Here is a 15,753-nt window from a genome sequence, read left to right on the forward strand (position 1 = left end):
CTGTTTGCTCATCCATGATGATTAACTGCATTTGTTTTGAATTGAAAGGTTATAATCAATTTATTAATCTATTTCGATACTTTTAGAATTACTCTCAATTAGCGTACTTCTCCAATTTGTCTTTTTTCTAATAACAAGTCCTGAAGCATATAAAACAACCCCAGTAAGGATAAGCGATAACGTTCGAATAATTGTTGGACTTGATGATGCATCATAAAGTAACGCTTTTCCTGCAGCAAAAAACAAAACAATGAGCACTGATTTTGCAATAAGTACATCATTGCGCAGTGTTGAAACCCGCAGGATGATAAGAACATACGTAAGCCAGGAAGCAGATACAGCCAGGGTGCTGTATTCAGCAGTCAGTTGATAGAGACTCATGATCGCAAGAAGATGTGCAGCTGCCAGTAAAGCATAATAATACTCCTCTCTATAAGTTAATTCCTGGCGATTTTGTATTAATAAATACCAAATGCTGGCAAAAGAAGCCCCAGCTACTACGGGCCAAGACAATCCACTGCCATTTACTAAGTGGCCTAATATGCTTAGGTATTCAATACCTAAAATAGCAGAGAGCGCCACAAATGGGATTAAGAATGGGATACTCCATTGAATTAATTTAATTTTTTCATGGAATATGGTGTAAGCAAAAACAATCACTGCAAAAAGCCATGGTCTTAGATTTAACGGCAAAAGACCAAGATAAATAGAATGGAAACAAACAAGTGTTACAAAGGTGAGCAGTACATTACGGCTATTAAAACGACGATCAGGAAACCATCTTTTAGCCGAGTAATAGAGTCCGACTAAAAGGGCTGCTGATGCTAAGGAAACGCATGAAGCCAGGGTATGATCAATACGACTGAGATAATAATACTCCATTGCATAGAAAATTAATAATACTGGGAAAAGACTCCATGATTCTTTCTCAGTGAGCTGTTTTTTGGTCAATTGTGTAAAAAATAGAGTGCCAATTGAGAAGATAAGAAAATTAATAGCAAGTACCGTAGCGATTAACACATCTTGATTCAGTTTTAGTCCCACTATTGCGGTTATTGATATTGCCAAGTAAGCTGAAATCATCGTTAAGGTCCGCGACTCCACCCAAATAGCAAGTGTTGCAAAATTCAAAGAACAAATAGTGAAATAATACAAAGAAAAAATAGCATTATTTTCAACACCTGCAACAATAGGGGCGAAATAGGCACCTAATGCAGCAACAATCGCGTAAATATCATGTTTAAACCGTAAATAAAACCAAATGGAAACTCCTGAAATAATGGTCGATATGGCAATGACTGTTTGAAATGAAATCAGTAAATAATATTGATATGCGGCGTAACAGGTAAAATAAAGTACTATTGCTCCAGCAGCTGGTAAAAAGCAGGCATATATTCTATCTGAGTTGGAAATTGCAATTCCTGCAGTAAATAAAGCCATTCCAAATAATGTCGCTACTCCAAGTTGCTTTTCATGAGTTAACCATCCAGACTCAATTGATAATTTAACAATGAAGCACGCAGCCAGAATAAAACAAACTGAGGCAACAAAACCTAACCAATTACCTGACATAGGTTTTGGTATTGATTTGTCCGTAGTTTTTTTGTTTTTAATTGATTTAGATTGTTTTTGTGCGGTCGGTGACGCGATGCCATTAATCTTTTCAACCAGAGACATACGTACTTCTAATGCGTGTATGCTTTTTTCAATATCAGTCGATTTCAAAGAAAGTACCCTATATAGCAAAATATGGTTAATTTTACACCATTTTGCCTATTTGTTGCGAGAGCTCTTTTAAAATAATTGTAAAATTTTTCATTTCCAAGGGGGCTGGGTGACTCAAAAGCCTCAACTTAATTAGGGAACATAGTGGGGGCCTTGGTTTGGGGAACTGAACATGATTGTTCCAAAAAGTGGATCTCCTTCAGGCCAAGGTTCAAGCTGTGCTTGAATGGGAATAGGGTAATTGACCCGTTATTATTTAAGGTGGTCTTCAAGCCAAAATTTCAATAATGCAGTTACTGCTTGCGGTTGCTCAACATGACACATATGTCCACAATCCTCAATAATTGCTAATTTTGCTGAAGGAATGCCAGATTTCAGGGATTGTTGTGTTTCCAACGTAAAAGCACTATCTTGTCGGCCATAAATAATTAATGTCGGGCATTCTATTTTATGAAGTTGCAACGTCGTCGGTTGACTGTTTAGCATTGCTTTAGTTTGATTCAGAAATCCTTGCCGGGGAAACTTTGCTTGTCCTTCAACAAGAGTGCTCATTAAGGATCTGTCCTTGCTGCGAGAGGGAAGAACACTGGTTGCATTGACTTCACTGAGTAAATGTTCAAGACGGTCATTTTCAATTTCATGCTGCCACTGTTCAAAATATTGGCGCTTCTCTTGATTTAAATCACCTGTCCAACTTCCCATAATAATCAAATGAGAGACTCTATGAGGTGCTTTTATCGCTGCGAGTTGTGCTACCCAGCCTCCCAAAGAATGCCCACAGATAATAAATTTTTCTGGTGCATCTTTAAGGAGTTGTTCTGTCATTTTTTCTATGGTTTCAGCATCAGGAAAATATTTGACAGTAATATCAGCGATATCAGCAAGGTGCTCGCTTTGATGTTTCCATAATAGTTCTGTTCCACCCCATCCAGGAATGATAATAAGATTGTGCTTCATGGTTACTCCTTAGGTAAAACAATTTCATGACAAGCATAACCGCCATCAACTCTTAGTGTTGAACCCGTCATATAACTTGATGCATTTGATGCCAGCAGTAATACAGCCCCAGCTAATTCTTGAGGATCCGCTGCCCGTTTTACTGGAATTGCTTTGCGCCACTTTTCACCTTTAGGTCCTTCTAGAATTTGTCTTACCATTTCAGTTGACATCCAGCCTGGTGCAAGGCAATTTACGCGAATCTGATACTCCAATAATTCGGCCGCCATGTTACGAGTTAAATGTTCAACACCAGCTTTTGAAGTGCCATAATGGACACGATTAAGCTGAGCATGATCCCCGCATGCCGAAGAAATATTCACAATGTTGCCCTTAATTTTAGTTTTCACCATATGTCTGGCAACCTCTGTTGACATTAGCCATGTTCCTTTCAGATTTGTATTGAGTACTTTATCCCAATCAGCTTCTTCAATTTCGAATAAAGGTTTATCAGCACCTAATATACCTGCGCAGTTTACTAATATATCTATAGTCCCATAAATTGTTTCAATTTCAGCGATGGCTTTTAAAATTTGCGATTTATTGGTTACGTCGCAAGCCAAGGCTAAGCATGATTTTCCCTGGCGCTCCATATCTTTTGCCAGCAAATCAATTGCTGGCTTATTCGTATCGATCATGACTATCTTAGCACCTGCTTGAGATAAAATATCAATAATAACTCGCGCTAAACCACCAGCAGCTCCTGTAACTACAGCTACTTTTTTGTCTAATGCATACAGATTGCCAATGTCCATATTTTTTTCACCTCTAATATCTTAGGGAACTCATTATTGTGCATTTTGAAACAGATTATAGAGGAAAAGGTGTTTTTTAAAAACAAATTAAGATATTCCTATGATTTTCCATCCGTTAGCAGGGGTAAAAGTGGATTTATTTGTAAAAACATAGATACAACCCTTGGGATCAATTGCAAATAAAGGAGAGCTGCGTATATTGAGATACTGCTCATATGAAAACTGTTCTGTTATTAAAGTAGTTTTTATTTTGCAGCCTAGATTTAATAAATTTTCTATGCATTGATAAGTAACATCTTGTTTGAAAATGTTTCTACCACTATGTTTAAAACTAAATTTTTCTTCCCTTTGTCCTTCTTGAGGAAGTACTGTTTGAATGGCAAAAATTTCTCGTTCTGGAAAAAGATAGCGGTAATGTTTGGCTGCAAGAATATTTAACTGCAAATAGGGCGTAAGAATTAATAGGTGTTTGATTTTGAGTAAATTAAGGTTGTTTTCAACATGTTGAGAAATTGGGTTTCCCCAAATCGTTGCCAATCCTTTCATTTTGGCGTTGCTAAGAGCAGACCAATCTTCATCAACAAGACATACGTAAAAATTGTTTTCCTGGAGCTGTTTTGCGATTGCTCGAGCGACTTTATTCGCGCCAATGATCAGAAAGCCTTGAGGCTCAGGTTCAGCGACCTTCAATTTTAGAGCGATTTTTTTCGCTGTAAGACTCTGTAATGTAATGGTGCCAATGATCATAAAAAATGTTAAAGGAACCAGCATTGATGCTTCAGAAAAACCTAAGCTGCCTAATCGCATGGCAAATAAAGCAGATATAGCCGCAGCAATAATACCTCGAGGGGCAATCCAAGCAATCATATGCCGTTCCGACATAGTTAATGTAGAGCCTAAAGAAGATAAATAAACATTTAGAGGTCGAATTATAAATTGTATTACTAAAAACAATAAAAGGGCAGGGTACCCTAAAGTAATAAATGAGGATAAATCAACCCGCGCAGCTAATATGATGAATAAGAGAGATAAAAGGACTAAACTCAAGCTTTCCTTGAAATTCAAGATATCGTCTAATTCAATGCCTTTAATATTGGCTAATGTAAGCCCCATCACGGTTACAGCAAGTAAACCGGATTCGGAAGTAAGATAATTAGCGATTGCAAAAATAATACTGATAGCGCTTAATACGGCGAAGTTTTGCAAGTATTGAGGAATCCAGTATTTTTTAAATGCTACTCCGATAGATAGGGCCCCCATAACACCTAAAGAGATCCCACATAAAATTATCTTTCCAAAAATAAAAGCTCCAGAAATAAAGCCATCGGATAATGTATTTGAAATAATAAATTCAAAAACTAAAACCGCTAGAATAGCGCCAATAGGATCAATTAAAATTCCTTCCCATCGTAAAACATTAGCAATATTTGCATTCGGTCGCAAAATTCGTAGCATGGGCGTAATCACTGTGGGGCCAGTCACTACCATGAGCGACGCAAAAAGGAAAGAGATTTCCCATGAAAATCTAATTAAAAGATGAGTTGTAACAGCCACGCATAAAAATGTAATAAGTGCTCCCACACTAATTAAATTGCGGATTACAGAGCCAACCCCTCTGATTTTAGAAAACTTTAAAGTCATACTGCCTTCAAACAGAATGACTGCGACTGAAAAAGAGACAAACGGAGAAAGTATTCCACTTAATTGCTCATCGGGTCTGAGCCAATGCATTATTGGACCCAAAAAAATCCCACTAAGAAGTAAAAAAATTATTGCAGGCAATTTGAGGTGCGAGGCAACCCATTGGCATACAAAGCCTGTGAGCAAAATTAAAGAAAATATAAGAACAATTTGTTCGGACATGATTTTCTATTCCAGTCTCATTTTGCCTGACAAAATTGTCGACAAAAATGAACTACTTACTCTTCTATTATTAAGTATACTACGAATGGAAATAACTAAGGTTTACATCATGTATTATTGAAAATAAGTTCTCTACAGAAAATTAAAGACTGAATGATCAATATAATGCTACCTCTTAATAACCATATTGATTATTATATGATCACAGATATGATACACTATTATATAGAGCGTCCTAAAACTGAGTCTTGAAGAAAAAATGCTGAGGAATGACTGTGAAATTACAAATTAAAGAAATTTTGTATCTTTTATCTGCTATGAAAGATGTTGCTACAGCTCAGGGAAAACAGTCATTAACACCCTTACAACAATCTTCTCTCAAGGCAGTATATGCCCATGTTTTTGGACACAAAGATGAACTGCAATTTACACAACTCCTTGAATCTCCGCTTTCAAGTTTTACCCAGGTTTTTCCTAATGCAATAAAGGCAGAATATCTATTACGTTTTCTAGTAGTCACCGCATTGATGGATAGAACAATTGACAGTGAGAAAATTAAAACTGTTTTTGAGTATGCTAAGGCAGCTCATATTAACCCGCATTATCTGAGCCAGTTAAAGAAAACTTTGGAAGGAGATTTTCAGTGGTTGATTAAAGATATTATGCGCAAAAATCTTGAAAGCTTTGATATTTTTCCAGATCTTGAAGATGAAAAAGATATTGATAATTGGCTTTTTCCTTACCGTGGCGACAAAAAAAATCTGCAACTCGCGCAACGTTATGAAAGTCTTCACCATTTGCCTAAAGAGAGTTTTGGTTACCATATTTGGATGCAATTTAAAAAAAATAATTACAAATTTCCTGGAGAAGAAGAGGGTGCCAATTATCAATTTATTATGCCTCATGACTCCCTTCATGTCTTAAGTGAATACGATACAAGTCCCTATGGCGAACTTTTGGTTTCTGTATTTACTTCAACAATGCTGCAAAAAAATTCAATTGACGGTCACGTTATTCCCGTTATTTATTCTTTTTATTTAGGCATTAAGATCAATGAGCTTGCAGGCTCCGCTCAGGTGATGATCGATCCTTATGAGTTTTGGGATGCTTGGTATCGAGGCTCACAAATGCAAATTAATTTGTATTCTAAGGGATGGAATATTTGGGATGTTGCTGAAATCCCGCTTACCGAATTAAGGAAGCTTTATCATGTTTTACCTAGAGCCAAAAGCAATGAACGTAAAACATATTAGAATCCTATGAAATTAATAAAGAAATAAACTTCTTTAGTATATAGTATCATTCAGCAATTGGTTCGATTCTTAAGCTCCATAACTTTATGCGCTGTCTCAATTCCATATACAGGCAGATTATCAGAGTGAATCAATCCTAATTGCACTAAGACAGAGGCTTGGTCCCAATAAATATGTTCACTAGCAATTTTTCCATCTTGAAAGGCGACTACTGCTACTAGAGGAATTTCAACTCGTTTTCCTGTTGGCTCAATGCCTTTTAACATCCAATCCATGCGAATTGAATGAGTAAATTTAAAAATGAGCTCATCAACAATCTGATTCGTTCCTATAGTCCTTGATACAAGTACTGTTTCAGTATCTTGAGGCATTTTCGGGATAAATGATTTGCTGTAAAATTGTTCTACTTCTTTTTTTCCAAATCCTCCCATCATTGTAGGCACATGATTTACATAGGGATTCTCAATCATTGTTTTCATAGTTTGGTTAACATTTTTCGCTTCAAATTCATATCGAGTATGATTTTCCCAAATTTGAAGTAATCGTTGTTGGTCACGAGTCAATTCATTCTGATTATTCATAGCGTTCTTTATCTATGCTGTAGTTCTTAAAATATAGAAATAAATAGAATAATATTCAAATAAGCTCAGCTTAATCCTCCATAACAATACTTGATGGAATAATATTTTGTCATTTATCAGACTTATTGTGGTATAATCGCCCACATTGATTTATATGAAGGCAAAAAAGAGTTTGTTATGAGAAAAATTTGCAATTTAAAACAGTCTTCAAAAACTACACTGGGGTCTTGTTATGGATACAGCTTCTTTTGGGCTAAAGGAAAATTAACGCTCCCTAAGAATGCTGAAGTGACGAAACAAGAGATTCCATTAACTGACGCGATTGAATGTGCTCAATGGAGTCAATTTATACCTTCCCAAAAAAGTGAATGGATTGCTGATGTTTATATGGATTGGAACGAAGATAAAATAGCAAAAGATATACAAAAAATGTTGGTAAATAATGGTGATGCGGTAATCTTAAAATATTTTGGGTTTATTGCTGGCCATGCTCTTTCGATAAAAAAAATTGATGAGGGGCTTTATCACTATTTCGATTGTAATGATGGTATTTATGAGTTTAATGATAAAGAATTTCCTGGAATTATTAAGAAAATTACAAACGGAAGGTATGGGAACTTCTTTTACGGACTGGGATTGGAAAAAATTTCTGCTGATGCTGATTTTGAACCAAACATTATAAAAAATATCTTCGCGGAAGCATTTCTTTTTTGTGCAAAAATTCTTACTTTGCCAATTGGGGTAGCTCGATTGGCATTTACTCTTTATGAGATTTTGGCGGATCAATGCAATAAATTAATTAAAGGCTTGTCAGATTTTATCTTAATTAAGCATGACAACGATAATACAAAAACCGTTGCACCATAGATTCAGAGTATCCTTAATTCTTTTCCATGTGCCCGGTAATTAAATCACCGTGCGTGTTTCTATCTTTGCTAAATACCTAATTAATTGAACTAGAAATCAAAGCATCGCATATATATCAGCAAAATGATTTAAAAATAATTAAAATGATTAAAACCAATTAATAATGCCTTAATGTTGGTCGATTAGAATAATGCCTCCAAATATAAATATAATTATTTTTAGAGGGTAGATGTATGCAGTCGAAATATATGCCGGATATGGGGTTTGAACTAGATGATGCCATAGAGGATAAAAAGGATTCTAGTAATAGTGTTAGTGATCAATCTTTAAGTGGCTCCAGTCAAACACAGGTCGAAATAAGCGAACCCTCTATTACCACCACCATTACTCCCTCAACGAGTCAAGAAAGTTTCGAAGTATCTTCTGTGAGCTCTGATGATACAGAATATAATGAAACAGAAGAAAACCAGGAGTCACCTGATGAAAGTGTAGAAAGAACTTCATCAAATCCGAACAAAAGTTCTGAAAAGAGTAGCGATTTCTGGGGAGGAACAAAATTTTTACTAAACCCTATCACTTTTCTGGCAGATATGATTACAAGCCCATTTAGTGGAAAAAATACAGTTTCTAGTACTGAATCAGATGAGGTGAGTTTAAAACAGGTAGCAGATGAGAATTTTGATGAAGTGGACTGTCTGGAGCATCAAAAAAACGTGGGATCAACAAATAAAATTTTAACAGCAGCAGTTGATACGGTTCTTGGGGCTGTAATGACGACTCGTGAAGAATGTGAAAAGCATACATTTTATTGCAAAGAGCGAGAGAAACTCGATAAAAAGACAGGAAATACAGAAAATCAAGAAATGGTTAGTGTGAATGTATTTCTTGATAAAAAGCAGAAACCATTATTACCTGGGGCGCGCAAAGCATTAAAGAAACACGCAGAAGCAAAACAACAGACAAGAAAAGAGTATGCAACTGATCTACCCCCACCCAGCGAGGCTGTTACCCATGCAAAAACTGAATTTGAAATTGCTTACGAATTTGCGCAAGGTGAGGATGAATATGATAAAGCAGGCAGCTTAATTCATACAGCCAAAGGAGTTGCTGAAATGAGCACTCTTGATTTTGAAACATTTACAGGAGGCGTCACTTCGCAACCGGGCTTTGTCATGCCTCAGTCATCTAACAACTTTTTATACAATTTAATGATTGAAAATTCTAAAAAGGCAGTTGAACAGAAATTTAAGATAAAAACTACCAGTGAAGAAAATAGTGAATGTGTGGCTAAGTTTTCATCAACGAAACGATAATAATGTACTAAAGAAAGTTTATTTAAATACTTCTTTAAGTTTCTTAACACCCTTTAATGCAGGGGAATTGGTTATGTTCAATTTTCCTTGTTTGCATTTTCATGACCTTCACGAGTTGAAAAACGGTCTTTATTGATAATAAATTTTACATTGTGTTAGTATTATGATTTTTAGTGCATGAGTTTTCAGGAGAGATTGACGATGGATGACGCATTTGGAGATCCCAATATTATTGATGATATTCAAGGCTCTCTTTCAATGGGTAAGGTCGTCTTGCCTTTAGAATCTGATAGTCAGCCCGGTATTTCCTGGGAAGATTATTGTGATACGGATTACAACCAAATAGATAAAGAGTTTCAGGAGTATGAGGATTCACCGGGCTTTTATGAGACGAATCATGATGAAAAAGAGAACTTATCAAATTCCAGTAATAGGGATAATGAACGAGTAGATTCTTGGGCAGGCGCTAAATTCGTTACATTCATTGCCAACTTTGCTGCAACTCAGTTTACTGTTTTGAAAAATGCTGTTTCAAGCCGTTCGGATCCCGAACATTCTCGCCAAACAGAAAATACTTCTGAATTAGATACAGCTGACTCATCGAAAAAAATAGTGACGTCCCTATCCAGTGGAATTCGCTCTGAAAAACCGTTTACAACTCAAGATGAAATCTTTGATAAAGTTGGTGCGTCTCCGGATGAGGAGGGTATTTGTTCTCCAATGGTCAATTTATATTTCGAGGAACAATTAGGTTATCGAGATCGTGGTTATAGGGAGGGTGACTCCAAACATATTTATGAAGAAGCACTAAAAGAAAAACAACACCAAATTGATCTCATCCATAAAGGAAAAGACGGTATGCATGCGGTATTTGTAGATCATAATATCCCCTATGATAAAAAAGCAGTGAAAGCAAGTGAAAGTGAAAGTGAGGAAAAAGTAGAAACTTTGTTAAAAGATTATGATCAAATGCTGGTTACTTATCCTGTTGTTCGGGAAGATGGAGAAATGGATAGGCACCAAATTTATGTCGAAAAAGTTGATGACACTCATTGTGTTCGGTTTGATGTCAACAAGCAGGGGGGTGTCGATGAAATACCTTGTAAAATGTTTTACCATAAGCTGGCGAAGAAAATTGCAAAAGCTCATGATAACAATCCTGACGAAGAGGAAGAGGTCGTTGTTGCTGGGATAAAGAAAAGAAATGGCTAGTCCAATTTTATTGGTGTTCACCCCAAATAACAGGCTTGATGCTAACTAAAAATGCCCCTCTCCTATTCGCTATAAGACTTAATTCTGGAAGAGGGTTATTCGATAAGATACTTACTCTTTTGAAAGTGTTAATGAGCTTTGTGGTTCTAGGGTTTCAATTCCTAGCCTGGATTTATACTTGTTGAATAAAGTAGCTCTGTTGCCGCTCACCACACGGATTTTTTTCTGGACATCCTCCATAGATGATTCGATATCTTTCGTCATCGAGAAACAGGCTCCTGCATAATGCATGACTGAATCATCACTGCTGACTTTAGGAGGGATCCCCACATGGGCCTCATTTCCTGGAAAAGACAATGAATCACCACAAATGTGTGTGGCAACATGTTCTTCGGGTTGTACTGCTAAGGGGGCACCAAGACAGGTATTAATCTCAATGGTTCTTCCATTCACCTGGATCGTTTCAGTTTTAGTTCTATGACCTATTAATAAAGCGTACTCGCGATCACCAGGATCACTGAACTTATCAAGTGTAGAAGGAAAATTTATAAGATTAATTTTTTTAATTTGTGGTAAATCAAGTGTGGCCAGCGTTTCTTCCAGTGCTTCATGAAAAATACATTCCATTGGATATAATAATTCCTGAATTGCGAATGCACCCAAACTCATTCCTTTAATCGTAAGCGTTCCTTCTTTGCTTAAACTGAGGTCAGCAAGAAGTAATAACTGATGGAGATTATGCTTTAAACGGTTTTTATAAGCATTAGGATAAAAAACACCTTTGCCAAATACAGGATTATCAAAGGCTATTGTTTTGGCTTGGGGATTATTTGATAGCGCATTGTCCTCACCATAAATAGAAGAAAGAACAGAGGCAAATCCAGGTTGTTGCACTGCTAAAGCTTGGCGCTCCCCAAAATGGATTGCCTCACTATTCGAATTATCAAAACGGACGCAAGCTAATACATCATATTGTAAGCTGAGACAATTACGAAACTCTGGTGCTGCAAGATAGCTTATTGACACAGGGTAGGGGTGGGCATTATCCCATTCATCAAAAAGATTTCCTCCTTGTAGATTAAGCCCGTGAAGTATTGGTGAGAATTCTGTTCGTCTGCCATCGGCAAGAGGTAAAAAATATGCTCGTGGTACAATCAAAGGGCTGACAGCAGCTTCTTCCAAGGATAAATACTCTTTATAAAGTACATCATCCTCAGCAGTACCAATTGCCTCTAACAATTTACGGGATGAATTGTATTTTTCTTTTTTTCGTTGATATGCTTTAGCAAATTCAGCAGTATGATCACGAGGAACTACTAATCGACCATCAGAATAGATTGCTTTAAATTTTTTAGTAATTAAGCGATGTAAAAATCCAGGATAATCCATCTCTTTATACAAATGACCAAGTGGAGAGTTTTCCTTCTGCTTCTCTGAAAAAAACTGCTTTAGGACTGTATTATGGTCTTCAAGGATATAAAACTTATTTGATTCACGAAGCTGATGAATTAATTCTAATTCTTCTCCTTCAATATGCATTGTCTTCAGTTCCTTTTGTGGTAAGGCGTTTTGCATGATTGGAGCGAAAGGATGTTGAATCGGTGAAAAAGGAAAAAACCTTTGTATCGTTTGGGGAATCGCTTTTGTCATTGTAAGATTTGGCGACATTTTAGCTCTTAGTGATAAGGCTGTTTCTAATTTAGTGATCATGAAATCCTATCCTTGTATTGTATTAAGACCTGTTCAGGAGTTACTTTAACACATAGTGGCTATATTTTGGCAAATATAATTAGTAAAAAACCTTGAAAAAAGTCCAAGGCTTTTAACATGATAAGCTATTTAACTTAGGTTCATTATTCTTCGCTCTTCCTCAACACATTGTTCTAAAGCAGTTTCACAAATTAAATCTTTATTTTTTCTAATTACTGACTCAGTTAAATAATTCAATGCACAAGGAACTTCACCATTTTTTATCTTATCTAATGTTAATGTAGGATCTTTTTCAAATAGTGGAGCAAGACAGATTACTGCTTGAATATTAGAGATAGTTATTGCAAGTACCCCACCACTTTTTGCTGGCAATTCAATAGTAAAACCCTCTTCATGTGCTGTAATACAACTATACGTTTTGGGAGCTACTTCGCTGGCTATGTTAACCCATAAATCTCGTTCACAAAGGGGTAAATTCACTAAGGCAGCTTGCTCTTTCAAGATACTTTTATACTGTTCATATAACTCAATCGCCTTGGGATCCTTTGGATTATTGTGTTCATGCACATAGGTAACAAAATCATCATAAGCAATTACTTTATCAATTTCTAATTGTTGATATTTTCTCATTATCTCCGCTGGGATAATGCTGAGCCTCACTATCGATGGTTCAGGGACATCAAAACGTTTTGCTTGTCTTAAATCATCGAGATGAATCATATTGGATGCTTTTTGGTTGACAAGAATAAAATGATTTATAGGGAAACGAAGATGAGGAACTATCGTCTCGCATTGATACGAAAATATTGAAGTACCTTGCTCTTCTCCATCTAGAGTAAGTGAATCATATTCCACATCCCATTTGTCATAGACTTTGCATGCTGCACCGATTAGTGAAATGCCTGGGAAATTTGATTTTTTTGCGGCATCAATTCCAAAACCAAGAGCTACGCTAGGACAATAGCTAAATGAATGGGCTACTTTTGTATTTCCCTTAGTGAGGGAGTATCCCTTAACATGCGCTTCGGTAATCTCCTTTTTTTCGGCAGGGCTGAAATCTTCCAAACATGTATATCTTTTAGCTTTCATAAGGCGAGCAAGACTAGGACGCATTGCGGTTACCCCTAATCCAGGGCGATCAAAAGAACCAAGAAAATGCTCCACTGAGACCCCTCTATATATGGTTGGAGCGGTTGCCTCAACCAATTTGATATTATGTTTTTGTTTGAATAATTGTAAAGCGGTAATATTGTGGGAGTCAAAAGCGGCTCCAGTAAGTCGCACACTACTTAAAGCAGTACGGCCAGCAAATGAAAACCCATATCTTTCTAACATACTCTGCATCTTAAATACCTCTGAATAAAATTTGCAATCCTTTCTTGACGCTCCATTTATGCTCAAATAAAATCCATAACCTGAATTATTTTGTGCATGTAGTTTATAAAATGAGCATTAAAGAAAAATTAAAATAAGACATTAAATTTTTTATGAGAGGTATAAATAAATTTATAGATAATCCTAAAGGCTCGTACGAATATGTTGTTGATTTTCTTTAGAATAGGGATAGCATCTGCGTTTGTTGTTCGATTCAAAAAATAAAAAAGCCTTGAAAAAGATTCAAGGCTTTTGGCATAGATTGGAATGACTTAAGTTATTTAGCATAAGTTAGCAGTTGGCTTTTGATCCTCTTCAATGCATTGTTCTAAACCAGTTTGACACACTAGTTCCTTATTTTTTCTAATTACTGACTCAGTTAAATAATTTAAAGCACAAGGAACTTCACCATTTTTTATCTTGTCTAATGTTAATGTTGGATCTTTTTCAAATAATGGAGCAAGACAGATCGCTGCCTCAATATCAGAGATAGTTATCACAAATACCCCACCGCTTTTTGCTGGCAATTCAATAGTAAAACCCTCTTCATGTGCTGTAATACAACTATAAGTTTTAGGGGCTACTTCACTGGCTATATTAATCCATAAATCTCGCTCGCAAAGGGGTAAACTCACTAAGGCAGCTTGTTCTTTCAAGATACTTCTATACTGTTCATATAACTCAGCTGCTTTTAAAGCTTTTATATCCTTGGGATCCTTACTTTCGAAGACGTAGGAAACAAAGTCATCATAAGCAATTACTTTATCAATTTCTAATCGCTGATATTTTCTCATTATCTCTTCCGGGATAATGCTGAGTTCCACTATCGATGATTCTGGGGCATCAAAACGTTTTGCTTGTCTTAACTCATCAAGATGAATCATATTGGATGCTTTTTGGTTGACAACAATACAATGATTCAGAGCAAATAGATGAGGAACTATCGTCTCGTATTGATATGAATATAGAGAAGTACCAAATTGTACACCATCCAAAGCTTCATCATATTCCACATCCCATTTGTTATAGACATTGCATGCTGCACCGATTAGTGAAATGCCTGGGAAATTTGATTTTTTTGCGGCATCAACTCCATAACCAAGAGCTACGCTAGGACAATAGCTAAATGAATGGGCTAATTTTGTATTTCCCTTAATGAGGGAGTATCCCTTAACATGCGTGTCGGTAATCTCCTTTTTTTCGGCAGGGCTGAAATCTTCCAAACATGTATATCCTTTAGCTTTCATAAGGCGGGCAAAGCTAGGACGCATTGCGGTTGCTCCTAATCCAGGGTAACCAAAAGAACCAAGAAAATGCTCCACTGAGATCCCTCTATATATGGTTGGAGCGGTTGCCTCAACCAATTTGATATTATATTTTTGCTTAAATTGTTCCAAAGCGGCAATATTGTGGGAGTCCCAAGCGGTTCCAGTAAGTCGCACACTACTTAAAGCAGTACGGCCAGCAAATGAAAACCCATATCTTTCTAACATACTCTGCATCTTAAATACCTCTGAATAAAATTTGTAATCCTTTCTTGATGTTCCATTTATGCTCAAATAAAATCCATAACCTGAATTATTTTGTGCATGTAGTTTATAAAATGAGCATTAAAGAAAAATTAAAATAAGTCATTAAATTTTTTATGAGAGATATAAATAAATTTATAGATAATCCTAAAGGCCGTACGGATATGTTGTTGATTCTCTTTAAATCTTTAAATAGGGATAGCATCTGCGTTTGTTGTTCGATCCAAAAATAAAAAAGCCTTGAAAAAATTCAAGGCTTTTGGCATAGATTGGAATGACTTAATTTAGCTTAAGTTAGTCGTTGGTTTTTGATCTTCTTCAATACATTGTTCTAAACCAGTTTGACACACTAGTTCTTTATCTTTTAGAATAAGACTAATGATAGGGCGAAGGGCCAGAGGGGAGTATCAAATTTATTCATAAAGAAACTCTGACGTCCTGAGCAGGATTGTTCCCTTAGAAGGGGCTAGGACAAAATTGTAAGCAGAAGTTAGAGTCTAATATTAGGAAATATCGGGTCTTTCCCAATTACGGGGGCACTCACCAGTTAACAACACAGCACCCTAACACGGGTT

The 15,753-nt window shown here is 36.3% G+C and carries 12 protein-coding genes; 4 read left to right on the forward strand and 8 right to left on the reverse strand.

Going from position 1 to position 15,753, the window contains the following annotated elements; translation table 11 throughout:
- Nucleotides 1-63 precede the first annotated feature (63 nt).
- The 4 genes from A8O27_RS15075 to A8O27_RS15090 all read right to left on the reverse strand — a co-directional run bounded on the left by A8O27_RS15075 (nt 64) and on the right by A8O27_RS15090 (nt 5,339).
- Entirely contained in the window at nt 64-1,725 is a 1,662-nt protein-coding gene (locus A8O27_RS15075; protein WP_058458532.1) for a DUF2339 domain-containing protein, read from the reverse strand.
- Between the two features lie 252 nt (nt 1,726-1,977).
- Complete coding sequence (locus A8O27_RS15080; RefSeq protein WP_058458531.1) at nt 1,978-2,682, reverse strand: alpha/beta fold hydrolase; 705 nt, start codon at nt 2,680-2,682, stop codon at nt 1,978-1,980.
- 2 nt (nt 2,683-2,684) lie between these two features.
- Nucleotides 2,685-3,476, reverse strand: coding sequence for an SDR family NAD(P)-dependent oxidoreductase (locus A8O27_RS15085; RefSeq protein ID WP_058458530.1), 792 nt, complete (start codon nt 3,474-3,476; stop codon nt 2,685-2,687).
- 87 nt (nt 3,477-3,563) lie between these two features.
- Nucleotides 3,564-5,339, reverse strand: a complete 1,776-nt coding sequence (locus tag A8O27_RS15090; protein ID WP_058458529.1) for a cation:proton antiporter — start codon at nt 5,337-5,339, stop codon at nt 3,564-3,566.
- Nucleotides 5,340-5,614: 275 nt separating this feature from the next.
- Here A8O27_RS15090 and A8O27_RS15095 point away from each other — a divergent pair, with 275 nt between their 5' ends.
- Nucleotides 5,615-6,592, forward strand: coding sequence for a hypothetical protein (locus A8O27_RS15095; RefSeq protein ID WP_058458528.1), 978 nt, complete (start codon nt 5,615-5,617; stop codon nt 6,590-6,592).
- 50 nt (nt 6,593-6,642) lie between these two features.
- Here the strand turns inward: A8O27_RS15095 and A8O27_RS15100 are convergent, their stop codons facing one another.
- Nucleotides 6,643-7,173 carry an ester cyclase gene (locus A8O27_RS15100; RefSeq protein ID WP_058458527.1) on the reverse strand — a complete coding sequence of 177 codons (531 nt, stop codon included), beginning with the start codon at nt 7,171-7,173 and terminating at the stop codon, nt 6,643-6,645.
- Between the two features lie 177 nt (nt 7,174-7,350).
- Here A8O27_RS15100 and A8O27_RS15105 point away from each other — a divergent pair, with 177 nt between their 5' ends.
- The 3 genes from A8O27_RS15105 (at nt 7,351) to A8O27_RS15115 (ending at nt 10,565) form a co-directional block, all read left to right on the forward strand.
- Nucleotides 7,351-8,040, forward strand: coding sequence for a hypothetical protein (locus A8O27_RS15105; protein ID WP_058458526.1), 690 nt, complete (start codon nt 7,351-7,353; stop codon nt 8,038-8,040).
- Nucleotides 8,041-8,273: 233 nt separating this feature from the next.
- Nucleotides 8,274-9,353: a hypothetical protein gene (locus A8O27_RS15110; protein WP_058458525.1), complete on the forward strand. Its 1,080-nt coding sequence runs from the start codon at nt 8,274-8,276 to the stop codon at nt 9,351-9,353.
- A gap of 201 nt (nt 9,354-9,554) precedes the next feature.
- Nucleotides 9,555-10,565, forward strand: a complete 1,011-nt coding sequence (locus tag A8O27_RS15115) for a hypothetical protein (RefSeq protein WP_058458524.1) — start codon at nt 9,555-9,557, stop codon at nt 10,563-10,565.
- Nucleotides 10,566-10,676: 111 nt separating this feature from the next.
- Here A8O27_RS15115 and A8O27_RS15120 read toward each other — a convergent pair whose 3' ends face one another.
- From A8O27_RS15120 to A8O27_RS15130, 3 genes are all read right to left on the reverse strand, one after another.
- Nucleotides 10,677-12,275 (reverse strand): hypothetical protein, encoded by a 1,599-nt coding sequence (locus A8O27_RS15120; RefSeq protein ID WP_058458523.1) that lies wholly within the window; start codon nt 12,273-12,275, stop codon nt 10,677-10,679.
- 129 nt (nt 12,276-12,404) lie between these two features.
- A complete protein-coding gene (locus tag A8O27_RS15125; RefSeq protein ID WP_058458522.1) occupies nt 12,405-13,619 on the reverse strand; it encodes a hypothetical protein in 1,215 nt (404 codons plus the stop codon).
- A 311-nt stretch (nt 13,620-13,930) separates the two neighbouring features.
- Complete coding sequence (locus tag A8O27_RS15130) at nt 13,931-15,151, reverse strand: hypothetical protein (RefSeq protein ID WP_058458521.1); 1,221 nt, start codon at nt 15,149-15,151, stop codon at nt 13,931-13,933.
- Between the last annotated feature and the right edge of the window lie 602 nt (nt 15,152-15,753).

The organism is Legionella bozemanae (genome assembly GCF_001648595.1).
GTDB lineage: Bacteria > Pseudomonadota > Gammaproteobacteria > Legionellales > Legionellaceae > Legionella > Legionella bozemanae.